This is a genomic window from Klebsiella sp. LY (assembly GCF_004010915.1).
Classification (GTDB): Bacteria; Pseudomonadota; Gammaproteobacteria; order Enterobacterales; family Enterobacteriaceae; genus Klebsiella; species Klebsiella quasipneumoniae.
Genome location: NZ_CP022444.1, coordinates 1,067,293 through 1,091,814 on the forward strand (window position 1 = coordinate 1,067,293; position 24,522 = coordinate 1,091,814).

The following is a 24,522-nucleotide window of genomic DNA, read 5'->3' on the forward strand; positions in this document are numbered from 1 at the left end:
GTGGTTTACTCCAGAAATAAAGCGGCCCTGCCGGAGTATCCGGCAGGGGCATTAAGAAGACATTAACGAACAGGATGATGCACGGCGTTAAAACCGAGCTGGCGCAACAGGGCCGCCGCCTGCTCATCGCTGCACTGCACGTACAGCGAAGACCATTCGCGACGTTCCTGATAATTTTTACGCAGCTTGTCGAATTCACCGGCGACGCCCGCCACCTTCCGCAGCGGCGCATCATCGCGGCGCACATCATACACCAAATGAACCAGTCTTTTCAGCGTCGGCTGATCGAGCGGGCCATGCAGGGTGATGCGGCCAAACTCCGGGGCCGGCAACAGGGTATCCAGCGCCACCTGCTGCGGATGGCCGATAAAGGCGCTATAGGCTTCGAACACCTGCGTCGTCCCGCGCGCCTTCCCTTCAAGGGTATAGCCGGCGATATGCGCCGTGCCGATATCCACTCGCTTAAGAAGCTCTACGTTGAGATCCGGCTCCGGCTCCCAAACGTCCAGCACCACGCTTAGGGACTGACCGGCTTCCAGTCGTTTCAGCAACGCAGCGTTATCCACCACCGGCCCGCGGCAGGCGTTGATCAAAATCGTTCCGGGCTTCAGGCGGCTAATCAGCGCCTCATCCGCCAGATGCAGGGTTTTATATTGCCCTTCTTTATACAGCGGGGTATGGAAGGTGATGACATCAGCTTGCTGGACCAGATCGTCGAGGGAGCGGAAGTCGCCTTCGTCGCCGCGGTCGGCACGCGGGGGATCGCAAAGCAGGGTTTTGATACCCAACGCCTCCAGGCGCTTTTGCAGCCGCCCGCCGACGTTACCGACGCCGACGATCCCGACGGTGCGATCGCGCAGCGCGAAGCCGTCACGTTCAGCCAGCATCAGCAGCGCTGAAAAGACATACTCCACCACCGCGATGGCGTTGCAGCCGGGCGCCGCGGAGAAACCAATCCCCGCCTGCTGCAGCCACGCCTGATCGACATGATCGGTGCCTGCGGTCGCGGTGCCGACGAACCTGATGGCCTTGCCGGCAAGCAATGCTTCATTGACCCGGGTGACCGAGCGCACCATTAAGGCATCCGCATCGGTCAGGGCATCGGCCGGAACCGGGCGGCCCGGGATCGCCTGCACGTCGCCTAAACGGCTAAAAAGCTCACGGGCATAGGGCATATTTTCATCAACGAGGATTTTCACAGTTCAGTACCTGTCTGAGAACGAGAGTTAACCGGGGAAGTGTGCCATAATCTGGCCGCCAGGCATACTCATCACCTGGTTCCAGTACCGCGATATCGAAAGGATGAATCATGACGCACCCCCTTGCAGATATGCCAGACCGTCCTCCTGGGCGAGGCCCATCAGGCACTGCCGCCACCGGCGAACCTTCGCTTTCCATGCAGCAACGCACCGTCCTGGAGCGATTGATCACGCGCCTGGTGGCGCTGACCTCGCAGCAGAATGCGGAAGTGTGGGCCTGCGTCAAACATGATCTCGGACTAAAAGGCGACACGCCCCTGCTGGCCCGCCATTTCAGCGCCGCAGAGGCCAGTCTCAACCAGCGCTTAGCCGCCGCGCAGGACAATCATCATCATCGCCAGACCCTGGCGCAGCTCAGCGATCTGCTCGGCCAGGGCAATAACCGCCAGGCGGTGAGCGATTATATTCGTCAGCATTATGGGCAAACGGCGCTGCATGCCCTCAGCCAGACGCAACTGGAGCACATTCTGCATCTGCTGCAGCGTGGTCAGCTGTCTATCCCGCAGCCGCAGCAGCGCCCGCCGACCCTCCGCCCGCTGTTGCCAGCCGAGCACAACACGCTCAATCAGCTGGTGACGAAGCTGGCGGCCGCCACTGGCGAACCAAGCAAGCTGATTTGGCAGTCCATGCTGGAACTTTGCGGCGTCAAGTCCGGGGAGCTGATCCCGGCGACGCACTTCACGCCGCTTTCCTACTGGCTACAGGCGCGGCAGACCCTCAGCGCGCAAACCGCGCCGACGCTGACCTCGCTGCAGGGAGCGCTCAAGCAGCCGCTGGAGGCCGCAGAGTGGCAGAAGATTGTCGACTTTGCCCGTCGCAACTGGCAGGTTACGCCGCAGACCACGCTGAGCCCGGCGCAGATCCTGGCGCTGTTGAACAAGGTGTTTGTGCTGCGGGTAGCCCGCGCCCAGGAGACGCTGGCGATCCCGCAGGAGGAGCCCGTGACCAGGCGGACATGGGCCGCTAAGCCCTGGCAGCTGGCGCTGGGCGCGGTTGTCCTGCTCCTGGTGCTGTGGCTCCTGCTGTAGCCCAGCAGGCACAGGTGGCGTTCACGGCTCCCTTTCATGCCAAACGCCACGGTGTTGACTACAGCGGTTTCAGGCCGGACAACAACCTAGCGGCGAAATGAGATGAGGGTGACGAGGATCCCCAGCGCCGCGCAGAGGGCGCCGGCAAGAAATACCGACGAGTAGCCCAGCGAAGTGGCCAGTAGACCGGTCAGCGGCCCGGTCAGGCCATAAGAGATATCCTGAAAGGCCGCATAGCCGCCGAGCGCAGTGCGCGCACCTGCGCCGGGACGCGCTTCACCACCTCCACGCCAAGCGACGGGAAAATAAGCGAACAGCCGCATCCGGTCAGCGCCGCGCCGGCCAGCGCTACCCAGACGCCCGACGCCAGCCCCAGCAGCGTCAGACCGACCGCCTCTATCAGCAGCGAGACCATCGCCACTTTAACGCCGCCAAACCGATCCGGCATCCAGCCGAACAGCACCCGCATCAGCACAAAAGCGCCGCCAAACGCCGTCAGGGTAAAGCCGGCCATCGGCCAGTGATGGCTGGCAAAATAGAGGGAGACGAAGGTGCCGATCACCGCAAAGCCGACGCCCTGCAGGCCCAGACCAATCCCCGGCCGCCAGATCATGCCGATGACGCTCCACAGTGAAGGCCGCTCGCCTCCGTGCGCCGCCACTTTGCGCACCGTCCCGTTGATGAGCCAGGCGACGAGCGGCAGTGTCATGGTGACGCAGGCGAGGACCGCCACGCCAAAATGGCTATATATTAACAATCCCAGCGGGGCGCCCACCGCCAGCGAACCGTACATCGCCATGCCGTTCCATGACATCACTTTGCCGGAGCGGGCCGGCCCCACCAGGCCCATCCCCCAGCTCAGGTTGCCGGTCAGCAGCTGGCTTTCGCCAAACCCGAGGATCAGGCGGCCCAGCAGCAACAGGCCCAGCTTCGCGAACACCGGCAGCGGCAGCAGCGCAGCGGCCAGCCAGGCCGCACCGGCCAGGGCGCAGGCCAGCATCCCCTGCAGGACGGAACGTTTGGCGCCGTACTGGTCTGCCAGACGCCCGGCGTAGCCGCGGGTCAGAACGGTGGCGAGGAACTGGATCCCCACCGCCACGCCGACCACAGTATTACCAAATCCCAGCTCCTGATGGACAAACAGCGGGATCACCGGCAGCGGCAAACCGACGGTCATATAGGTCAAAAAGACGGCGAATGTAATGCGAAAAAGCGAAAAATTCGCGGAAGAATGAGATGTTGTTTCAGTGACTGCGGACATGCATTACTCCAGATTCGCAGAGTAAGGCGAGCAAAGCGACACGCCCCCTCCACCTGACTATCAGGGTTAAGGCGCGTTGGTTGACGTTAAACGCTTACGCATTAGTGGAGAGACTAATGGATTCGCCAGCAGTGTGCCTGCGGGACCTTACCCTGTCAAGATGACAAAAAAGGGGAGCCGGTGGCTCCCCTCAGTGCATCGCGTGCTGATTAGGCGTTGTATTTACGCATCACCAGCGTGGCGTTGGTGCCGCCGAAGCCGAAGCTGTTGGACATCACGGTGGTCAGCTTAGCGTCAGTCGGTTTGGTGACGATGTTCAGGCCGGCTGCCTGCTCGTCCAGCTCTTCGACGTTGATGCTCGGCGCGATAAAGCCGTGCTCCAGCATCAGCAGGGAGTAGATAGCTTCCTGTACGCCCGCCGCGCCCAGCGAGTGGCCGGTCATCGCTTTGGTCGCCGAGATAGCCGGGCTGTTATCGCCGAACACTTCGCGGATCGCGCCCAGCTCTTTCACGTCGCCGACCGGCGTGGAGGTGCCGTGAGAGTTCAGGTAGTCGATCGGGGTATCCACGCCGTGCATCGCCATCTGCATACAGCGCACTGCGCCTTCACCCGATGGAGCTACCATGTCTGCGCCATCGGAGGTTGCGCCATAGCCGACGATTTCGGCATAGATGTGCGCGCCGCGCGCCAGAGCATGTTCCAGCTCTTCCACCACGACCATACCGCCGCCGCCGGCGATAACGAAGCCGTCACGGTTGGCGTCATAGGTGCGGGAGGCTTTTTCTGGAGTGTCGTTGTATTTGGTGGACAGCGCGCCCATGGCGTCGAACTCGCAGGCCATTTCCCAGCACAGCTCTTCGCCGCCGCCGGCAAAGACGATATCCTGTTTGCCCAGCTGAATCTGCTCTACCGCATTACCGATGCAGTGTGCGGAAGTGGCGCAGGCGGAGCTGATGGAGTAGTTAACGCCGTGGATTTTAAACGGCGTGGCGAGGCAGGCGGAAACGCCGGAAGCCATCGCTTTGGTGACCACATACGGACCCACGGCTTTCAGACCACGCGGGCTACGCATGGCATCAGCGCCGAAGACCTGGAATTTCGGGGAGCCGCCGCCGGAGCCTGCGATCAGGCCGACACGCGGGTTATTCTGGTATGCTTCCGGCGCCAGACCTGCGTCGGCAACGGCCTGTTCCATGGACAGGTAAGCATAGATGGAGGCGTCGCTCATGAAGCGCACTACTTTGCGGTCAATGAGGCCAGTGGTATCCAGTTTGACGTTGCCCCATACGTGGCTGCGCATCCCTGAATCTTTAAGCTCCTGAGAGAAAGTGATCCCTGAACGTCCTTCACGCAGAGATGCCAGGACTTCCTGCTGGTTATTACCGATGCTGGAAACGATGCCCAAGCCAGTAATCACTGCACGTTTCATTAAATACCTCTGTAAGTCTCACTATTTTAAGTTTCGTGTCGCACAATAGCGTACACTTGTACGCCGAACAAGTCCGATCAGACATTTTGTGTATAAATTTGCGCCCTCAGGCACACATCGCTAAGATCGCGCTACGCCTTGTGATTCGAGTAACTTACGTGAAACAAAACGCTATACAACCCGCCAACCTGGAATTCAATGCTGAGGGTACACCTGTTTCCCGAGATTTCGACGATGTTTACTTTTCCAATGACAACGGTCTGGAAGAGACGCGCTACGTCTTTCTCGGCGGAAATCGCCTGCCGGAGCGCTTCTCCAGCCACCCTCGCCCGCTGTTGATCGTCGCGGAGAGCGGCTTCGGCACCGGGCTCAATTTCCTCACTCTCTGGCAGGCGTTTGACGTTTTTGTTCGCGATAACCCGGACGTTACCCTGCAAAGGTTACATTTCATCAGTTTTGAGAAATATCCGCTGAAGGCGGAAGATCTCCGCCTGGCGCACCAGCGCTGGCCAGAGCTGGCCCCATGGGCAGAACAGCTGCAGGCGCAATGGCCTTCGGCCTTCGCCGGGTGCCATCGTCTGCTGCTCGACGGCGGACGGGTGACGCTCGATCTGTGGTTTGGCGATATCAACGAGCTGACCAGAGAGCTGGATGATTCGCTGAATCAGCAGGTGGACGCCTGGTTTCTCGACGGCTTTGCCCCGGCGAAAAATCCCGACATGTGGACCCAGGATCTGTTCAATGCCATGGCGCGCCTGGCGCGTCCCGGCGGAACGTTGGCCACTTTTACCTCCGCCGGTTTTGTCCGCCGCGGCCTGCAGGAAGCCGGATTTACTCTGCGTAAAACCAAGGGCTTCGGCCGCAAACGGGAGATGCTGACCGGCGAGATGGCGCAAACGCTGGCCTTTCCGGCGCGCGCGCCCTGGTTCGCCCGCCGAGGCAGCGAGGCCCGCGAAGCGGCCATCGTCGGCGGCGGTATCGCCAGCGCCCTGCTCTCCCTGGCGCTGCTGCGTCGCGGCTGGCAGGTGACCCTCTACTGCGCGGACGACGCCCCGGCGCAGGGCGCCTCCGGTAATCGCCAGGGCGCGCTCTACCCGCTGTTAAGCCAGCACGATCCGGCGCTGGCGCGCTTTTTCCCGGCCGCCTTTACCTTCGCCCGCCGCACCTACGACGCGCTGCCGGTGCTGTTCGATCATCAATGGTGCGGGGTCACCCAGCTTGGCTGGGATGAAAAAAGCGCGCACAAAATCGCCCAGATGCTGGCCCTGGAGTTGCCCCCTGATATCGCCTGCGCGGTGACGGCGGATCAGGCCGCGGAGCTGACCGGCGTCGAGACCGGCTGCGGCGGCATAACCTATCCGGCCGGCGGTTGGCTGTATCCACAGCAGCTCACCGCCGAGCTGCTGGCGCTGGCGGCAACTCGCGGTCTGCACGTGCATTATGGTTATCAGGTCGAGACGCTGAGTGCAGAAGGCGATGGCTGGCTGCTCAACCACCAGCGCTATCATCAGGCGGTCGTGCTGGCCAACGGCCACCGCATCGCGGATTTTGCGCAAACCGCGCCGTTGCCCGTCTATCCCGTGGGTGGCCAGGTCAGCCATATACCCACCACCCCGCGGCTTTCCGCCTTGCGCCAGGTGCTGTGCTACGATGGCTACCTGACGCCGCAGAATCCGCAAAACCAGCAGCATTGTATTGGCGCCAGCTACCATCGCGGCAAAACCGACACCACCTTCAGCGAAGAAGATCAGCAGCACAACCGGCAACGGCTGATCGACTGCTTCCCGGGCGCGGAGTGGCCGCAGGACGTGGATATCAGCGCCAGTGACGCCCGCTGCGGCGTGCGCTGCGCCACCCGCGATCATCTGCCGATGGTCGGCAACGTCCCGGACTATGCGGCGACATTGACGCAATACGCCGACCTCCACGAACGGCAGGATAGCGCCGGTAGCGCGCCGGTCTTTCATAACCTGTTTATGCTTGGCGCCCTCGGATCGCGAGGCATTTGCACCGCGCCGTTAAGCGCTGAGATACTGGCGGCGCAGATGAGCGCTGAACCACTGCCGCTGGATAGCGACACCCTGGCGGCGCTGAATCCGAATCGGCTATGGGTGAGAAAACTGCTGAAGGGAAAAGCGGTGAAATAAAACCATGAGGGCAGGCAATTTCCCGGGTACGGCTGACGCCTGACCCGGGCTACAACATGGCTCAGGCCTGATTTTTTGCCTGCAGATACAGGTTTTCCCACATGCCCTGCACCAGAATTTGGTCCGGCGGCGACAGCTCGCCAGCGCCGATGGCTTTCTCCAGGCTATGGCTGACTTTGCTGTGTATCGCTTCAGCTGAATGCTCGCCCTCACCTTCCAGCTCAGCCACCGCCAGCGTCAGGTGGCCGCGCAGATAACCGCCGGCAAACAGTTCATCATCACTGGCGTGGTCTACCATGTTGTCAATCAGCGCCAGAATGCGTGATTCAAACTCCGCGATCATCGTCTTACCTCTTGTCATGTAATGTGTGGCCTTAGTGCAGGTCTTCCGGCCACGGAAAGTGTTCTGCCGTCAATGGCGGCGTTTGATAATAGTGTTGTAGTGCGCGAATAAGACGCGCCGGACGTTCGGGGATCCCTTGTTCAAGCAGAGTCATCACCTGGGCATGTACCCGGCGCTGAAAGGCGATGCGATCGGGTTCGACGTCACCTTCCAGATTGTCACAGCTGACGTTAAACGGAAATCCCGCCGCCACGCAGAACAGCCACTCCAGGGCCTGCGGTTTCACCTCGACGTCCTCAAACTGGCTTTGGGTCATTGCATCGCGACCGTCCGGGCAGTACCAGTAGCCGAAATCCACCAGCTCGCGGCGGGCTTTGCCGGCGATACACCAGTGGGAGATCTCGTGCAGGGCGCTGGCAAAAAAACCGTGCGCGAAGACGATACGGTGATATGGCGTGCCATCGTCTGCCGGAAGGTAGATCGGCTCATCGTCGCCTTTCACCAGGCGAGTATTAAAATCTGCGGCAAAGCAGCTATCGAAGAGATCGATCAGCTGCTGATAATGGTGTTGCTGTTGCATTAATGAATTCCCAACCACTGCAAAATCTCCGCCCCGTGGCTGTCGTAGAGAAGCTTCGCGCTCATCACCGCCGAGACGATAACGATCATCGGTCGGATCAGCGATTGCCCTTTACTCAGCACCAGCCGGGAGCCGGCGCGGGCGCCAATAAATTGTCCGGCCATCATCACAAAGCCGGTGGCCCAGATAACCTTCCCGCCGATAATAAACAGCAGCAGGCCGCCGACGTTCGAGGTGGCGTTGAGCAGTTTGGCGTGGGCCGTCGACTTCGCCAGGTTAAACCCGGCGAGGGTGACAAACGCCAGCGCATAAAACGAACCGGCGCCGGGGCCGAAAAAACCGTCGTAAAACCCGACGCTGCCGCCAGCGACCAGCGCAAACGGCAGACCGTAGAGCCGACGCTGCCGGTCCGCTTCGCCCAGTTTCGGCATCAGCAGAAAATAGAGACCGATGCCGATCACCAGCAACGGCAGGATCTGCTTAAGAATATCGGACTGCACGTGCTGGACCAGCAGCGCGCCGGCGGTTGAACCGATAAAGGTCATCAGAATATTCAGCTTCTGATCGGCGAGATTGACCACCTTGCGCCGGACAAAGTAGAGGGTCGCCGACAGCGATCCGCCGCAGGCCTGCAGCTTATTGGTCGCCAGCGCCTGGGCCGGCGGCATGCCTGCCGCCATAAGCGCCGGCACGGTCAGTAAGCCCCCGCCCCCGGCCAGTGAATCAATAAAACCGGCCAGGATGGCGACAAAAAAAAGCACCACCAGCACCAGCGGCGATACGGAAAACAACTCGATAAAACTATCCATTACAGCACATGTTCATCCAGTAGCGCCTGGCAGGAAGGCGGCAACGGCGGCGGCGTCTTCTTCACAGGTGGGGTAGACCCGGGTTTAGGTGGCTCGAACCAGCTCTGCAGCTCCGCTCCGCAGCCATCGCCGGCCGGCGGTGGCGCCTGATCTTCGCACTCCAGGCTGCCTGCCGGGCAGCGCAGACGGACGTGCATATGGGCGCGATGCTGGAACCAGGGACGAACTTTGCGCAGCCACTGGCGGTCGCTTCCCGCGTCCAGGCACAGCTGCTGTTTAATCGCCGGGTTGACGAAGATACGGGTCACCTCGCTATCTTCCGCCGCCAGCTTGATCAGCTGGCTGATTTGCGGACTCCACAGCGACGGTACCACGCGTTTGCCATCGCTGGCGACCAGATCCAGGGCCTGAGGCTTCAGCAGCTGGGACGATGTCCAGCGCGTCTGCGGCAGCTGGAGGAAGATATCGACATCGAGGCCCGTCTGATGGCTGGCGTGGCCGCCGTTAAAACGGCCGCCTGCCGGCATCCCCATGTCGCCAATCAGCACGGTCCCCATGCCTTTATTGTGCACCTGATTGCCCAGGCGCTGAATAAACTGAATCAGATCCGGATGACCGAAGTAGCGCCGCTGATCGGTACGCATCACCTGATAGCCGACAGCGTTCAGCGGCAGCGCCTCGGCGCCAACGATACAGCCATTGGAGAACGCGCCAATCGACTGCGCGCTGCCGCCGATTGGCTGGGATATCTTCTGCCATGGCGTGGCGGCCAGGCTGCCGGCGCTGGCCAGCAGCGCCAACAGGGCGATAACGGTGTTTTTCATGGTTACCAGCGTGGAATTGTCGTCGTCACGTCGCCATTCTGCGCGCGCTGACGCATAAAATGATCCATTAAAACGATCGCCAGCATGGCCTCAGCGATCGGTACGGCGCGAATGCCGACGCACGGATCGTGACGCCCTTTGGTGATCATCTCCACCTCTTCGCCAAAGCGGTTAATGGTATGACCGGGAACGGTAATACTGGAGGTCGGCTTCAGCGCGATGTTGGCAACGATCTGCTGACCGCTGCTGATGCCGCCAAGAATGCCGCCGGCGTGGTTGCTCTGGAATCCGGCTTTGGTGATCTCATCGCGGTTTTCGCTGCCGCGCAGCTTCACCACCTCGAAACCGTCGCCAATCTCCACGCCTTTCACGGCGTTGATGCTCATCAGCGCATGGGCGATATCGGCGTCAAGGCGGTCAAAGACCGGCTCGCCAAGGCCCGGCGGTACGCCGTCGGCAACGACGGTAACTTTGGCGCCAATGGAGTCGCCCTCTTTTTTCAGACCGCGCATCAGTTCATCGAGAGCGTCGATTTTCTCCGGATCCGGGCAGAAGAAGGGATTCTGTTCAACCTGTTCCCAGTCCTTAATGGCCAGCGGAATGTCGCCCATCTGCGTCAGGCAACCGCGAATGACGATGCCGAACTTCGCGGCGAGGAATTTTTTGGCAATCGCCCCGGCCGCCACGCGCATCGCGGTTTCGCGGGCGGAGGAGCGACCGCCGCCACGATAGTCGCGTAGACCATACTTTTGTTCGTAGGTGTAATCCGCATGGCCAGGACGAAACAGATCTTTGATCGCGCCGTAATCCTGCGAACGCTGATCGGTGTTCTCAATCAGCAGCCCGATACTGGTCCCGGTGGTGACGCCTTCGAAGACGCCGGAGAGGATTTTGACCTGATCCGGCTCGCGACGCTGCGTGGTGTAACGCGAGGTGCCCGGGCGACGACGATCGAGGTCGTGCTGCAGATCGGCTTCGGTCAGCGGAATGCCCGGCGGCACACCATCAACGATGCAGCCAAGCGCCAGGCCGTGCGACTCGCCGAAGGTGGTGACGCGAAAGAGTTGTCCAATTGTATTTCCTGCCATCACGGCTCCATTATTTGTCGTTATGTTGGCGTGTTGTTTTTTTTAGTCTTTATAAATACCGAAGTGCGCGCGAGCGTCAATCAGCTGTTGTTTGGTCAGCATAAAGACGCCGTCGCCGCCGTTATCAAACTCAAGCCAGGTAAACGGCACGTCCGGATATCGCTCCATCAGATGTACCATGCTGTTACCGACTTCACAAATCAGAATGCCGTCGTCGCTGAGATAATCCGGCGCATTGCCGAGGATGCGGCGCGTCAGCTTCAGGCCATCGCTTCCGGAGGCCAGACCCAGTACCGGCTCATGCTCATACTCTTCCGGCAGGTCGGCCATGTCCTCTTCATCGACATACGGCGGATTAGTGACGATCAGATCGTACTGTAGCTTCGGCAGATCGCGAAACAGGTCGGAACGGATCGGGGTCACGTGATGGATCAGGCCATGGGATTCCACGTTGTGCTCGGCGACGGCCAGCGCGTCCGGGGAGATATCCACGGCGTCGACTTCGGCTTCCGGGAAGGCATAGGCGCAGGCGATGGCGATGCAGCCGCTGCCGGTGCACATATCAAGGATATGCTGCGGCTTATGGTTAATTAGACCGGCAAACTGGTTATTGATCAGTTCGCCGATCGGGGAGCGCGGCACCAGCACCCGCTCATCAACGTAAAACTCATGGCCGCAGAACCACGCTTTGTTGGTCAGATAGGCGACGGGAATACGCTCGTTCACGCGGCGAATCACCCGCTCTACAATGCGGTGTTTCTCGCTGGAGGTCAGGCGCGCAGTGCGCATATCTTCCGGGATATCCAGCGGCAGATACAGCGAAGGCAGCACCAGTTGTACCGCCTCGTCCCACGGGTTGTCAGTCCCGTGACCGTACCAGATATTAGCAGCGCTGAAACGGCTTACCGCCCAGCGCAGCATGTCCTGAATGGTATGCAGCTCATTGACTGCCTCATCAACAAAAATTTTATCCACGACATCCTCCAGGGCACACTCTGCTATAAATTCGGCGGCTAGTGTGCCATGAAGACGGCGATAAATCAGCATTCTTGCGTGGGGTGGCGGGGGAAAAAACAGGTTTTCCTTGCCCGAAGGGATATTGAGTCGGGTAAACTAGCGCAAAGTATTAATGAGAGCGGACAATGAAAAAGAAGACATCGCTTAGCGAGGAGGATCAGGCGCTGTTCCGTCAGCTGATGACTGGCACGCGGCAGATCAAACAGGACACCATCGTGCACCGCCCGCAGCGCAAGAAAATCACCGAGGTTGCCCCTAAGCGTCTGTTGCAGGAACAGGCCGACAACAGCCACTATTTTTCCGATGAGTTTCAGCCGCTACTGAATACCGAAGGCTCGACGAAATATGTCCGCGCCGACGTCAGCCATTTTGAGCTGAAAAAGCTGCGCCGTGGGGATTATTCGCCGGAACTGTTTCTCGATTTGCATGGGCTCACCCAGCAGCAGGCCAAACAGGAACTGGGCGCGCTGATTGCCGCCTGCCGCCGCGAGCATGTGTTTTGCGCCTGCGTGATGCACGGGCACGGCAAGCACATTCTCAAACAGCAAACCCCGCTGTGGCTGGCGCAGCATCCACACATCATGGCTTTTCATCAGGCGCCAAAAGAGTACGGCGGTGACGCCGCACTGCTGATTCTGATTGAGGTCGAGGAGTGGCAACCACCGGAGCTGCCTTGACGGCGAGCTCCGGGGCCGTCAGATGGCGTTGGCCATTTTGAGGTTGCAGGGGCTTTTCTGCCAGAGGTATTCACCCTTGCCGTCGGCGTCCAGATTGACGCAGGCGATAGCCGAGGTGGTGAACATAGGGGGCGTTTCCCCCGGGCACAGCTCTGAGACGAGGTACCCCACCAGCGGCAGGTGGGAGACGACCAGCGCCGTCGCCACGCCTTCATTTGCCAGCGCCTGCAGATAGGCGCTCACCATACCTACATCGCCGCACGGCGTGAGTTCCGGCATCACGTCGACATGTTTCGGCAGGTTCATGCACTCCCCAACAATATCCAGCGTCTGTTCCGCACGCAGATAGGGACTGACAAGAACGCGCTCAATATCCACTTTTTGACCTTTCAGCCAGGTTGCCATCTGACGAGACTCATCACAACCGCATACGGTTAATGGACGAACCGAGTCGCTGGCTGCATCGAGGGCAGCGTCGCCGTGACGCATAATAAAAACTTGCATATTGCACCGCTTTTGTTAACCAGAAGCACCGAAGTTTAGCCTGCGAAGACAATACGCAGGCAACCCGGTGGCCGGGCATTGTGCCTGATCCATTCAACGAATGAAACGCTGTTTTTTACCTCAATGGCGTAAGTATAGTCAATGATTGTTTACAAAACAGCCAATCAACAGCGTCATCCGCAGCCGGATTTACCTTCTTTGACCACAACTTAGGTCAGCCGTTCATCCGCTGGCCAAAAGGTGGTCCCCTGTTCGGCCATGCGTAACAAAGTGTCACAGGGTGTAAAACGTGGGCCGTACTGGGCGGCCAGGCGCTGCAGGATCGCGGCAACTTCACCCGCGCCGATAGTATCCATATACCGGAACGGGCCGCCAAGAAATGGCGGAAACCCTATACCAAATACGGCGCCGATATCACCATCGCGCGCGCTACGGATGATCTGCTCATCAAAGCAGCGCGCCGCCTCGTTAAGCATCAGCATCACACAGCGCTCAGCCACCTGCTGCGCGGACAACCGCGACTGCGGGCGGTCGATGCCCAGCAGCGGATAGACTGCCGGGTCGGGCCGTTTTTTGCTTTTACGCCCTTTTATCTCATAAAGATAGAAACCACGATTATTTTTTCTACCTTTGCGATCGTCCTTCAAAATCGCGTCAATGATGTTTGCAGGCGGGCTAAAACGTTCTCCAAAGGCATTCTCCAGTACGGGAATAATTTTGGTGCCGGTATCGATACCCACCTCATCCAGCAGTTGAACCGGTCCCACCGGAAAACCGAATTTCACCAGGGCCTTATCAATCACCTCAACCGGTTCTCCCTCCACCAGCAGACGCATCGCTTCATTTATATACGGCGCGAGAATGCGGTTCACATAGAAGCCCGCTTTGTCCGCCACGACGATCGGCGTTTTCCCCTGACGTTTAGCCAGTTGCACCACCGTGGCAATGGTCTGCGGATCGGTTCCCTTATGCGGGATCACCTCAACCAGCGGCATTTTCTCCACCGGACTGAAAAAGTGCAGGCCGACCACCCGCTCAGGGTGGCTGGCATGGGCGGCTATATCGCCTATTGGTAACGACGACGTATTCGAGGCAAAGATAGTCTGCGGCCCGCCGTTTTGCTCCACTTCACTGACCATCCGCTGTTTCAGCGCCAGGTCTTCGAATACCGCCTCAATCACCACGTCGCGATGGGCAAAGCCCTGATAGTCGGTAGTGCCGGTGATCAGCGCCAGCTGACGATCGCGCTCGCTGGGGCGCAGTCGGCGCTGGCGAACCTGTTTGTTCAGCAGATCCCAGCTGTACTTTAAGGCGTGGTTGATCCCGCTCGGCTGAATATCTTTAATTCGCACCGGCAGTCCGCCTTTACAGGCGGTCACATAGGCGATCCCCCCGCCCATCAGGCCGCCGCCCAGTACTGCAACGCTTCTCAGCGGAGCGGGTTCCGCCTCGGCGCCACGGTCTTTTTTCAGATCGGTACTGGCAAAGAAGATCGATCGCAGCGCCTGCGACTGCGGGGTCATCGCCAGTTCGCCAAACGCGCGGGCCTCTTCGGCGTAACCGCTGCTGCAGCCGTGGGCCAGACCATTCTCGACGACCTGCAAAATTCGCTTCACCGCCGGGTAGTTGCCCTGGGTCTTGCGCTGCGTTTGCTTGCCGACGTACTGAAATAACAGATGGCGACCGAGGGGGCCCGCCAGCACGCGTTCGCGAACCGGCACCTCGCGGCTGGTCGGACGTCCCTTCAGCGCCAGCTCCACCGCCGCCTGCAGTAAAATTGTCTGCGGCACCACCTCGTCCACCAGACCGGCCTTCAGCGCCTGGCGCGGCCGTAATTGCCTGCCGGTGAGCATCATATCCAGCGCCGTGCTGACGCCGATTAACCGCGGTAAACGCTGCGTCCCACCGGAACCCGGCAGCAGACCAAGCTGTACCTCCGGCAACCCGAGTCGGGTTTTTTCATCATCGCTACAGATGCGGCCATGGCAGGCCAGCGCCAGCTCCAGTCCGCCGCCCAGACAGGCGCCATGGATGGCGGCAATGACCGGAATCGACAAGCCATGGATTTCGGCCATAATTTGCTGCCCCTGGCGCGCCAGCGCTTCCGCCTCCTGCGCGCTGCGGCAGCGGGCAATCATGTTGATGTCTGCGCCGGCGATAAAGTTATCGGCTTTGGCGGAGATAAATACCACGCCGCGCACCGACTTATCGTCGCGTATCTGGCGTATCAGTCCCCGCACCTGATTGCCGAACTCGGCCTTCAGGGTATTCATTTTTTCACCCGGAGCATCAATGGTGATCACCGCGATTTTGTCCTCACGGACCTCAAGCTTAAAAGCGGAAACAGTATCCATTATTCAGCCTCCACAATCATCGCCGCGCCCAGACCGCCTGCCGCGCAGGCCGTCACCAGACCAAATCCCCCTCCCCGTCGCCGCAGCTCATGCAGCGTCTGGGTGATCATCCGCGCGCCGGTGGCGGCAAAGGGGTGACCGTAGGCGATAGAGCCGCCGAGGACGTTAAATTTACTCTCATCCACCTCACCGGTGGCCTGCGCGCGGCCCAGCACCTCGCGGGAAAAACGGTCGCTTGCCAGACACTGGAGATTGGCCAGCGTCTGCGCGGCGAAAGCTTCGTGCATATCGATAAGCGTGAGATCCGCCAGCGTCAGGCCAGCGCGCTCCAGCGCCAGCGGCGTGGACCATGCGGGCCCCAGCAGCATATCCTGCCAGACATCGATGGCGGTAAAGGCATAGCTGCGCAGATAACCCAACGGCGTCAGACCCAGCTCTTTGGCCCGCGACTCGGTCATCAGGATCACCGCCGCCGCGCCATCCGTCAGCGGCGTGCTGTTGGCGGCGGTAACGGTGCCATGTTTACGGTCGAAGGCCGGACGTAACTTTTGGTAATCCGCGAGGGTTGAATTTTTACGGATATTGTTATCCTGCTCCAGCGGTTCGCGGAAGGGAGAAGCATAGGCGGTCATCACCTCTGCGGACAGCTTGCCCTCCTCCCAGGCTTTCGCTGCCAGCTGGTGTGAACGATGTGCCAGCGCATCCTGTTGTTCCCGGGTGATCCCCCAGCTTTTCGCCATCTGCTCGGCGGTATCGCCCATCCGTAAGCCGGTTGAATATTCAGCAACCGCCGGGGGAACCGGCAGCAGGTCGCGCGGCCGCAGGCGGGAAAACAGCTTCAGTTTCTGGCTCAGCGTGCGGGCTTTGTTCGCATCTACCAGCGCGCGGGCCAGCGTTTTGCTGACGCCGATAGGCAACACAGAGGAGGAGTCGGCACCGCCGGCGATACCGGCGCGGATGGTGCCGGCCATCAGGCTTTCGGCGACATTCGCCACGGCCTGGAAGCTGGTGGCGCAGGCGCGACTGACGCTGTAAGCGTCGGTGTGCACGCTCATTCCGGTACCGAGCACAATTTCCCGGGCGATATTCGGCGCCTCCGGCATCTGCACGACCTGACCAAAGACCAGTTGCTCAATGGCTTGCGCAGGAATGTCGCTGCGCGCCAGCATTTCGCCAACCACCATTTTTCCTAAATCAACGGCGGGAATGCCATGAAATGCCGTCGCCTGACGCGCAAACGGCGTGCGTAACCCTGTGACAATGGCAATGCGATCGCCCTGCCGGGTGATAAGCGGTAATGCCTGACTCATAACTCTCCCCTGTTAACCAAGACAAACAAGTGGTCTGACCTGATAGCATTGTTAACTAATTTTTTACATTAAGCCAATCGGGGAAGCGAAAAATTGCGAGCCAAAACACATTGAACGGAAAAGATAACGCCCCTTTCACGGGGCGTTAAGCGGAGGGATTAACGCAGACCCAACTGGAAGATCAGGGATTCGGCCTCACAGCTAAACACAAAATCGATATCCAGCTGTACGCCGCCGTCAACGTCGGCGAAGACGGGATTAATCTTGCACGGTTCAGATTCCACACTGCGGGCTTTTTCGCTCAGCGCGGCGAGCATTTGCTCTGCTTCCGCACGGTTGGCGAATACGCGGCTGTATGAGGCGGTGCAGTCGGTGTTGTCGACAATGGTCCCAACATCCATACAGCAGCAAACCGGGGTTTCATCAGCGCTACATTTACTCATCGTAGATTTCCTCTGGATATGCACCTGCGGTGCCAGACAATTTATGTGCCTATTTTACGCCCGCTCCCTGGTCTGCCTCCAGCCGATAATCGCCATCGCGGCGTTAAGTGACAGAAATCACACTTAAAAATGATCTAAAACAAAAATCACCTTTTCTCTCTCTCCTTCCCCCCGACAATTTTGCCAGCTGGATCGCGTTTCTGTTATCACAATTGAAAAACTTCATAAACAAACTTGCAACAACTCATCTGGTCAGACCTATACTCAGCGCACTGGTCTGATTTCTCTGTTGTACCGCAGACCCTACACTTCCGCGCTTCTGTTACGGCATGTAACATAGTTTAAAAAAAAATAACTCAATGAGGTTATGGGCATGAGCCAGAAAACCCGCTTTACCCAATCTGCCCTTGCAGTGGCTGTCGCACTTGTTTCCACCCAGGCCTGGTCAGCAGGCTTCCAGCTCAACGAATTCTCTTCATCAGGGCTGGGTCGGGCCTATTCCGGTGAAGGGGCTATCGCAGACGATGCAGGCAATGCCAGTCGTAACCCGGCATTAATTATGATGTTTGACCGTCCGACCATGTCGGCGGGCGCCGTTTTTGTCGACCCGGGCGTCAATGTCTCCGGGACTTCACCCACCGGCAAAAGCCTGAATGCGGACAATATCGCCCCGACGGCGTGGGTACCTAACTTCCACTTTGTCGCGCCGATTAACGATCAGTTTGGTTGGGGGGCGTCCATCACCTCCAACTACGGCCTGGCAACCGAATACAACGATGACTATGCCGCCGGCAGCATGGGCGGGAAAACCGACCTGACCACCGCGAACTTTAACCTGAGCGGCGCCTACCGTCTCGACAGCAACTGGAGCTTCGGCTTAGGCTTTGACGCGGTCTACGCTAAGGCGAAGATCGAGCGCTATGCTGGCGATCTGGGGCAGATTGTCGCTGGCTCGGGCGCGCTGCCGCCGGCGCTGGCGGGCCAGGTAGCGAAGATCCCGGCCGACACGCAGATCGCCCATCTTAACGGCAACGCCTGGGGCTTTGGCTGGAACGCCGGTATCCTCTACGAGCTGGATAAAAATAACCGCTACGGTTTAACCTACCGTTCCGAGGTCAAGATCGACTTCGACGGTAACTACCGCAGCAGCCTGCCGGCAGCCTATAACCAGATCCTCGGCAACTTCGGTCTGCCAGCAGGTACGAATGGCCAAACCACCGACGGTTCACTGACCCTTAACCTGCCGGAAATGTGGGAGCTGTCGGGTTATAACCGCGTAGCGCCGCAGTGGGCGGTCCACTACAGTCTGACCTACACCAGCTGGAGTCAGTTCCAGGAGCTGAAAGCCACCGGCAGCAACGGCCAGACGCTGTTCTATAAAGAGGAAGGCTTTAAGGACGCCTACCGACTTGCGTTGGGGACCACCTATTATTATGACGATAACTGGACCTTCCGCACCGGTATCGCCTTCGATGACAGCCCGGTACCAGCCAACAATCGCTCCATTTCCATTCCGGATCAGGATCGCCTGTGGCTGAGCGCGGGTACCACCTACGCGTTCAACAAGGATGCGTCGGTTGACGTCGGGATTTCCTATATGCACGGGCAGCATGTTGAAATCAAGGAAGGCCCGTATACCTTCCGCTCCGAAGGGACCGCCTGGCTGTACGGCGCCAACTTCAACTACCGCTTCTGATAAGCGGCACACAACAAAAAAGGGTGAACATCATGTTCACCCTTTTTTTTCTTTGCCGATTACTGTGAATCGATATCTTTCAGTTCATCCTGAATGGCCTGGGCGTTCGGATTGTCCGCCGGGGTCAGCTTACCGCCGTTGGCGATAAAGTCATGACGCTGGAAGTAAGCTTCACGCACCATAATGTAAGGATCGGAAGACTGGCGCAGCAGACCGTCGGAATCCAGCAGCTGAGCGCGTGTTTCAATGCCTTCCACCGCCCATTTGCCGATCGACATCGGCCAGGTCAGCCAGGAGAGCACCGGATAGAGGCCATCGGCCATATCGCCGCCTTCGTCGCGCAGGGTAAAGCTGCCGTAGAATGGCAGTTGCACATACGGACCATAGCCGACGCCATAGTGGCCAAGCGTGCTGCCGAAACGATGCGGTTCAACGCGCTGCAGCTGCGGATTAGCCATCCCGGCGACATCGATCAGCCCCCCCATCCCGAGGATGGTGTTCAGGAAGAAGCGGGTAAAGTGGACCATTCCTTTATAGGGGTCGCCCTGCAGGAAGGAGTTCACCATCACCGCCGGCTCTTCCAGGTTGCTGGTGAAGTTACTTAAGCCATTGCGCGCCGGCTGCGGAACATAGTCACGCCATGCCACCGCGACGGGACGAAGCACGTAAGGATCAACCACGTTAAAGTTGAAATTGAACATCGTGCGGTTAAACCCTTCTAACGGGTCTGAGCGCCCCTGCGGCTGATCGCCAGAGCTGGAACTGGCACATCCCACCAGCAATGTGGCGCCAAGCGCAAGCGCCGACAGGCGATAATTCATAGATGTCTCCCTGGTTTTTATGGCTATCGCGAGTTGCCATCCATGACGGAAAGACAACGTTTCCGCCCGTAAAGATGTGAGCGATTGTAACAGCACGTTGAACGATGTCTATATCACCCAAGTTGTTGATTTGATCATAGCCTGGGAATAACGAGATCGCGGGGCTCCTATTCTAGCGGAGCGATAAAAATCTGGCGTAACCATTTTTGCGATTTAAGAGTATCCCCAGCCAGTCGCCAGGGAAAGCCGCTACGCTTTAACTAGATAACTTGTCAGCGAGGGCCGTGAAATGGATGAACCAGACGATAACAAATTAAAGCCTGCGGATGACGAACGCGAGGTCGAAAGTGAAGAAAAACAGCGAGGTGAAGAGATAGAAGTTGACGAAGATCGCCTTCCCTCTCGGGCGATGGCGATCCATGAACATATTCGCCAGGAAGGGGAAAAAGAGATGGAGCGCGATGCGCTGGCCCTGCTGTGGTCGGCGATTGCAGCCGGTCTGTCGATGGGCGCCTCCCTGCTGGCGAAAGGGATTTTTCACGTCAAGCTGGAGGGGATCCCTGGCGGATTTTTACTCGAGAACCTCGGGTATACCTTCGGCTTTATTATCGTGATTATGGCCCGCCAGCAGCTGTTCACGGAAAACACGGTCACCGCCGTACTGCCGGTGATGCACAATCCCACCCCCGGAAACGTCGGTTTGCTGATGCGGCTATGGTCGGTGGTACTGGCGGGCAATCTCATCGGCACCGCGGTGGCCGCATGGGCCTTCAATTATATGCCTGTTGTTGATGAGCCGACCCGCCAGGCCTTCGTCAGCATCGCTGAAGATGTGATGAAAAACAGCCCGACGGAGATGTTCGCCAATGCGATTATTTCCGGCTGGCTGGTCGCCACCATGGTCTGGATGTTTCCCCTTGCCGGCGCCGCCAAGATCGTGGTGATCATTCTGATGACCTGGCTTATCGCCCTGGCGGATACCACCCATATCGTGGTGGGCTCGGTAGAGATCCTCTATCTGGTATTTAACGGAAGCCTGCCCTGGAGCGACTTCATCTGGCCGTTCGCCCTGCCGACGCTGGCGGGAAATATCTGCGGCGGAACCTTCATCTTCGCGCTGTTGAGCCATGCGCAGATCCGTAACGACATGAGCAACAAGCGAAAAGCAGAAGCCCGCGCGCAGGCCGCCGGAAAAGCCAAAAACGCCGACCGGGCATAAAAAAAGCGCTCAGAATGGCGAGGGTTTAAGCAGTCAGACGGTATGGCACTTACTCAGGCGGGCGAAAAACGCTATACTCGTGCCGCCTTGTCCCCTTAGTTAAATGGATATAACGAGCCCCTCCTAAGGGCTAGTTGCAGGTTCGATTCCTGCAGGGGACACCATGACCCTCCTGTTTTATGTCGGATCCACGGCGATTTTTGATGATTTTTCTGCAGCTCCGGTAGATAGTTCACTCAAGCTAGTACCGACCTGATCATCAATGCCCCTCCCTGTTAACGCACAAAGTGATTTATTTATAGATATAAAACCCGTTGCGCCATTCCTCTTTTTAAAAAGAGGAAAACACCAGTGATCATTTTACAAATAAAATGAAAGACTCACAGGAAAAGACGAGTTGTAAAACGTAATGATATCGTCAGCAGCAACCGCACGAAAAGCATACTACTCCCTCCTCACCGTCATTCACAATATTGATATTCACGATCATAACAACATAGTTTTCTTACCCTGACAGGTATGACCTAATGAACAGGCCTTCAGCCTCATCAACGCTCCGGACACCGTTGTTTTTTATTGTATCTATACTGGCGCTATTTTGCTTAATTAATTTTACCACAACCTACATTAACACGATAACGACCCCGGCGCCGTTGTTGTTTTACGGCATGACCCTTATTATTCTGATATTTTACTTTTTAATATCAATAACTATCGCTTTAAAATACTTAAGTGATAAACGCTGTCTGTTTCTCATACCAGTAGCCTGTGCCTTTATTGGCTCTGCCATAATGATGATTCTTGCGTTACATAATTACAGCAAACTGTTTTATTGCAATCTCAACGACTCAATCTCATACAATGAAATTCTGCGGTATTACTTTTACCGCAACGCCTTAACACTCACCCAAATCATCACCGCGGCATTAGTATACAGATTTCGTTCTCATCGCCTGCTGGCCTCCCATAATCACATTATTATTACCTTTGCCTGCATAAGCCTTACTTTAGCTATCGTCCTGATTGTTGGATTTTCCTCAACGCACTTGTATGAACCAACGATTCGCTTAGCCAGTAATATAATGGTTTACATGTGGACGCTCCTCTTTTTCACGACGATTGCATTAACCCGCTTCAGAAATATATTCTGGACAGGAATCTATTTTTACTGCTTCGTTTATATCTTAACCTTCTCTTTCTTAACAACCGCAGATGTCGCTAGCGAAAACACATGGTATAAAGCGAGGCTTTTCGAAACGCTGGGCACCCTGATCTTTATTATTATTATTTTCCTTAATGCGTTTAAGCTTTATCAATTATCCAACAATAAATATGAGAATGCCTATCAGAACTCGATTCGTGATTATCTGACGCAGCTGTACAACCGTCGCTATTTTTACCTTGCGCTGACAAAAAAAATGCAACGGGTCTCTGTGCAAAAACCATTGTCTATCTTGTTATGCGACATCGATCATTTCAAACGCATAAATGACAAATATGGCCACTTTCAGGGAGATCTTGTTATTCAGTATGTAGCCTGGGTTCTTCAGGATCAGGTTCGAAGAGATGATATTGTGGCCAGAACAGGCGGCGAGGAATTTGCACTATTACTGCCTGACGTCGGCCAACAGCAGGCGCAACTCATCGCTGAGCGGATTCGCCAGGCTATTATCTCCCCAGGCGACGTCAGCAGCAGGGTTAAACTCCCCGAGAGCGTCACGATCAGTATCGGCCTTGCCACTACGGAGGATCCTAAAACTGTAGAGACTGAATTACTTAACCGCGCCGACGACGCCCTGTACCAGGCAAAAAAAGCAGGAAGGAATTGTGTGGTTGCCTGGCAGAAGTCCTCCTGTACTCGATAGCCTCGACAATTAACCGACAGCAACACGCTTTCTGCGTACAATATGGCGTGGCCTGGGCGTCAACCTGCCGCCCTGCCGATTCAACACTCTCTGGACAACAAAGGAGCCAGGCGTTGGTATGAAACAGATCACCCTTAGCGATATGCAGCAGCAGAGCGAAGCGGCAACCACTTCCCCGCGCTTACGTGCCCATCGCAATTTTCACCCTGAGCTGAGCGATCCGGTGCAGCGCCTGGCTATCGCTATGGAACCCGGCACCTATATCCGCCCGCACCGGCACCGACATACTTTTGAACTTTTGCTGCCGCTGAAAGGCCGCTTTGTGGTGCTAAATTTTGATGACCATGGCGTGATTACTAACCGGGTGGTGCTGGGTGAAACCTGCACGGCCCTGGAAATGGAGCCCGGCACCTGGCATACGGTGCTCTCACTTGACGCAGGAGGAATGGTATTTGAAGTCAAACAAGGCGCTTATCAACCGCTTGCTGAAATCGACACCATGGACTGGGCGCCAGCCGAAGGTCAGCCGGGTACCGCAGAGATGATGGCCTGGTATGCCATCGCGCAGCCGGGGGATCGCTATCCCTCTGTGTCGCAGTAAGCCTGGCCGCTGCAAACGGATGCTGCGAGCATCCGTTTGCGTTATCCCGGTCGTCGCGGCATTTGTCTCCAGAGCCGCGTACTCCTCATGCTGCGTTCGCCCTCGTCGGAGTCATTAATAAAAATAACAAAAAAGTGTTGTATTCAGGCGCTAAGCAAACTATTTTTCTCGAGCGAAATAAATGATAGGATAACGCAGTCAAGTTAATATCTGACGTAACAATAAGAATAATCAACTTATCGATATAATATTCTCTACGTGAATGCGTTTCATTAATCAGGTCAGGGAGTCCAGGCAATAAAACGTGGCTGTTAGATGATTACGCCCAATACTAACCGCTATTTTTTAGCAACAAAAAAACTTATGAATATAACAGAACGGAATATCTGGAAATTAAATAATTTACCGCCAATGGAGTATTGCTCTCTCCCCCGGGCGCAAAAATTATTAAACTGCGAAATTGAAGACATTCTTCACTGGCATGATATCGGCGCGATCAATCTATGCCTGAAGCTTAACCCGACGCGGGGAACATTAAAACTCGCCGTCCTTTCTCATCAGGAAAAAGAAGTAACCAGCACATTTAATCCACTCAATTCATCGGAGACGGTGGAGACCTTCTTGTCGCCACACTCTCATATCCATAGCATTCTGCGGCTTGATGGCGATATTCCCGTCATGGAAACCCTGCGCGGGAATACCGTCACGCAGTTCAACGTCAAGGTCACTGCGTCAGGACTCTGGCATCCGCACAGCCGGAATTTAATGGCGTTACTGGAGGCGCCTGACGATATTCATCATGAAAACAGGCTCAGCATGATGCTGCCTGAGAAACCGTTTGTATATTGTCACTTCATTCCGCAGGAGGCAGAAAACCCCACCCTGTCATTGAACCGGCTCTATATTACCAGTCAGGCAATTGAGAAAATATTTGCCCATAGCATTAGCGCCCGACCGATGGATGTCACAAAAAATCCGCTACGGCAACAAACCGGTTATATCCATCAGGAATTAACCTCCCTTCCGCAAAGTGAGGTACTGCTGGAATTTATCCACGATCTAATTCAGTCCCATACTTTATTTAATGTGAAATTGCAGAAGATGGCTGAGCCAGACAAGACCCAGCTCTTTCATCACGTGCTGGAAAGGCTTAAGGAGGAAGTCATGCTGAGAGAGGATGTCCTGCCCAATGAGGCCGACTTCAGCAGCGCAACCCACCGTTAGTCCAGGCTCGCCGCCGAGCGAC

Annotated in this window: 21 protein-coding genes, 1 tRNA gene and 1 pseudogene; 9 read left to right on the forward strand and 14 right to left on the reverse strand. The window is 57.2% G+C overall.

Annotation, left to right across the window (positions count from 1 at the left end; genetic code table 11):
* Nucleotides 1–62 precede the first annotated feature (62 nt).
* Complete coding sequence (gene pdxB, locus CE636_RS07935; protein ID WP_004201779.1) at nt 63–1,199, reverse strand: 4-phosphoerythronate dehydrogenase PdxB; 1,137 nt, start codon at nt 1,197–1,199, stop codon at nt 63–65.
* 110 nt (nt 1,200–1,309) lie between these two features.
* On the opposite strand from pdxB, the gene flk reads away from it, so the two are divergent.
* Nucleotides 1,310–2,287 (forward strand): flagella biosynthesis regulator Flk, encoded by a 978-nt coding sequence (flk, locus tag CE636_RS07940; protein WP_017899511.1) that lies wholly within the window; start codon nt 1,310–1,312, stop codon nt 2,285–2,287.
* Nucleotides 2,288–2,373: 86 nt separating this feature from the next.
* Here flk and CE636_RS07945 read toward each other — a convergent pair.
* Together CE636_RS07945 and fabB are read right to left on the reverse strand one after the other, a co-directional pair.
* Nucleotides 2,374–3,548: pseudogene (locus tag CE636_RS07945) on the reverse strand (MFS transporter).
* A 209-nt stretch (nt 3,549–3,757) separates the two neighbouring features.
* Nucleotides 3,758–4,978 carry a beta-ketoacyl-ACP synthase I gene (fabB, locus tag CE636_RS07950; RefSeq protein ID WP_002913291.1) on the reverse strand — a complete coding sequence of 407 codons (1,221 nt, stop codon included), beginning with the start codon at nt 4,976–4,978 and terminating at the stop codon, nt 3,758–3,760.
* A 158-nt stretch (nt 4,979–5,136) separates the two neighbouring features.
* Between fabB and mnmC the strand changes: the two genes are divergently transcribed.
* Nucleotides 5,137–7,125 (forward strand): bifunctional tRNA (5-methylaminomethyl-2-thiouridine)(34)-methyltransferase MnmD/FAD-dependent 5-carboxymethylaminomethyl-2-thiouridine(34) oxidoreductase MnmC, encoded by a 1,989-nt coding sequence (gene mnmC, locus CE636_RS07955; protein WP_025999169.1) that lies wholly within the window; start codon nt 5,137–5,139, stop codon nt 7,123–7,125.
* 61 nt (nt 7,126–7,186) lie between these two features.
* Here mnmC and CE636_RS07960 read toward each other — a convergent pair whose 3' ends face one another.
* Genes CE636_RS07960 through prmB form a run of 6 tightly spaced genes read right to left on the reverse strand, consistent with a single transcriptional unit; the run spans nt 7,187 to nt 11,744 of the window.
* Entirely contained in the window at nt 7,187–7,468 is a 282-nt protein-coding gene (locus tag CE636_RS07960; protein WP_017899509.1) for a YfcL family protein, read from the reverse strand.
* Between the two features lie 31 nt (nt 7,469–7,499).
* The gene (locus tag CE636_RS07965; RefSeq protein WP_017899508.1) at nt 7,500–8,048 is read right to left on the reverse strand and encodes an elongation factor P hydroxylase; all 549 of its coding nucleotides are present in this window, start codon (nt 8,046–8,048) and stop codon (nt 7,500–7,502) included.
* Nucleotides 8,048–8,857, reverse strand: a complete 810-nt coding sequence (locus CE636_RS07970) for a sulfite exporter TauE/SafE family protein (RefSeq protein WP_004201787.1) — start codon at nt 8,855–8,857, stop codon at nt 8,048–8,050. The genes CE636_RS07965 and CE636_RS07970 overlap by 1 nt, the downstream gene beginning before the upstream one ends.
* Nucleotides 8,857–9,681, reverse strand: coding sequence for a penicillin-insensitive murein endopeptidase (mepA, locus tag CE636_RS07975; protein ID WP_017899507.1), 825 nt, complete (start codon nt 9,679–9,681; stop codon nt 8,857–8,859). The genes CE636_RS07970 and mepA overlap by 1 nt, the downstream gene beginning before the upstream one ends.
* A 2-nt stretch (nt 9,682–9,683) precedes the next feature.
* On the reverse strand, nt 9,684–10,769 hold the full coding sequence (gene aroC / locus CE636_RS07980) for a chorismate synthase (RefSeq protein ID WP_017899506.1): 1,086 nt from the start codon (nt 10,767–10,769) through the stop codon (nt 9,684–9,686).
* A 42-nt stretch (nt 10,770–10,811) separates the two neighbouring features.
* Nucleotides 10,812–11,744 carry a 50S ribosomal protein L3 N(5)-glutamine methyltransferase gene (prmB, locus tag CE636_RS07985; RefSeq protein WP_025999168.1) on the reverse strand — a complete coding sequence of 311 codons (933 nt, stop codon included), beginning with the start codon at nt 11,742–11,744 and terminating at the stop codon, nt 10,812–10,814.
* Between the two features lie 167 nt (nt 11,745–11,911).
* Here prmB and smrB point away from each other — a divergent pair, with 167 nt between their 5' ends.
* Nucleotides 11,912–12,463: an endonuclease SmrB gene (smrB, locus tag CE636_RS07990; protein ID WP_017899504.1), complete on the forward strand. Its 552-nt coding sequence runs from the start codon at nt 11,912–11,914 to the stop codon at nt 12,461–12,463.
* 18 nt (nt 12,464–12,481) lie between these two features.
* On the opposite strand, the gene sixA is transcribed toward smrB, so the two are convergent.
* The 4 genes from sixA to CE636_RS08010 all read right to left on the reverse strand — a co-directional run bounded on the left by sixA (nt 12,482) and on the right by CE636_RS08010 (nt 17,074).
* Nucleotides 12,482–12,967, reverse strand: a complete 486-nt coding sequence (gene sixA / locus CE636_RS07995; RefSeq protein ID WP_004201794.1) for a phosphohistidine phosphatase SixA — start codon at nt 12,965–12,967, stop codon at nt 12,482–12,484.
* A 209-nt stretch (nt 12,968–13,176) separates the two neighbouring features.
* A complete protein-coding gene (gene fadJ / locus CE636_RS08000) occupies nt 13,177–15,321 on the reverse strand; it encodes a fatty acid oxidation complex subunit alpha FadJ (protein ID WP_004201795.1) in 2,145 nt (714 codons plus the stop codon).
* On the reverse strand, nt 15,321–16,631 hold the full coding sequence (gene fadI, locus CE636_RS08005; protein WP_017899503.1) for an acetyl-CoA C-acyltransferase FadI: 1,311 nt from the start codon (nt 16,629–16,631) through the stop codon (nt 15,321–15,323). Before fadI ends, fadJ begins: the two co-directional genes overlap by 1 nt.
* Before the next feature lie 158 nt (nt 16,632–16,789).
* Nucleotides 16,790–17,074, reverse strand: a complete 285-nt coding sequence (locus tag CE636_RS08010; RefSeq protein WP_004201797.1) for a YfcZ/YiiS family protein — start codon at nt 17,072–17,074, stop codon at nt 16,790–16,792.
* Between the two features lie 373 nt (nt 17,075–17,447).
* Here CE636_RS08010 and fadL point away from each other — a divergent pair, with 373 nt between their 5' ends.
* Nucleotides 17,448–18,770: a long-chain fatty acid transporter FadL gene (gene fadL, locus CE636_RS08015; protein ID WP_004201798.1), complete on the forward strand. Its 1,323-nt coding sequence runs from the start codon at nt 17,448–17,450 to the stop codon at nt 18,768–18,770.
* A gap of 59 nt (nt 18,771–18,829) precedes the next feature.
* Here fadL and mlaA read toward each other — a convergent pair whose 3' ends face one another.
* Nucleotides 18,830–19,591 carry a phospholipid-binding lipoprotein MlaA gene (gene mlaA, locus CE636_RS08020; protein WP_004201799.1) on the reverse strand — a complete coding sequence of 254 codons (762 nt, stop codon included), beginning with the start codon at nt 19,589–19,591 and terminating at the stop codon, nt 18,830–18,832.
* 289 nt (nt 19,592–19,880) lie between these two features.
* On the opposite strand from mlaA, the gene CE636_RS08025 reads away from it, so the two are divergent.
* The 5 genes from CE636_RS08025 (at nt 19,881) to CE636_RS08045 (ending at nt 24,500) form a co-directional block, all read left to right on the forward strand.
* Nucleotides 19,881–20,810, forward strand: coding sequence for a formate/nitrite transporter family protein (locus tag CE636_RS08025; protein ID WP_017899501.1), 930 nt, complete (start codon nt 19,881–19,883; stop codon nt 20,808–20,810).
* Between the two features lie 89 nt (nt 20,811–20,899).
* Nucleotides 20,900–20,974: transfer RNA gene (locus tag CE636_RS08030), tRNA-Arg, on the forward strand.
* A gap of 363 nt (nt 20,975–21,337) precedes the next feature.
* Nucleotides 21,338–22,675 (forward strand): sensor domain-containing diguanylate cyclase, encoded by a 1,338-nt coding sequence (locus tag CE636_RS08035; RefSeq protein WP_017899500.1) that lies wholly within the window; start codon nt 21,338–21,340, stop codon nt 22,673–22,675.
* 118 nt (nt 22,676–22,793) lie between these two features.
* Nucleotides 22,794–23,276, forward strand: coding sequence for a WbuC family cupin fold metalloprotein (locus CE636_RS08040; protein ID WP_004202038.1), 483 nt, complete (start codon nt 22,794–22,796; stop codon nt 23,274–23,276).
* Nucleotides 23,277–23,639: 363 nt separating this feature from the next.
* Nucleotides 23,640–24,500 (forward strand): hypothetical protein, encoded by an 861-nt coding sequence (locus CE636_RS08045; protein ID WP_025999167.1) that lies wholly within the window; start codon nt 23,640–23,642, stop codon nt 24,498–24,500.
* Nucleotides 24,501–24,522 lie beyond the last annotated feature (22 nt).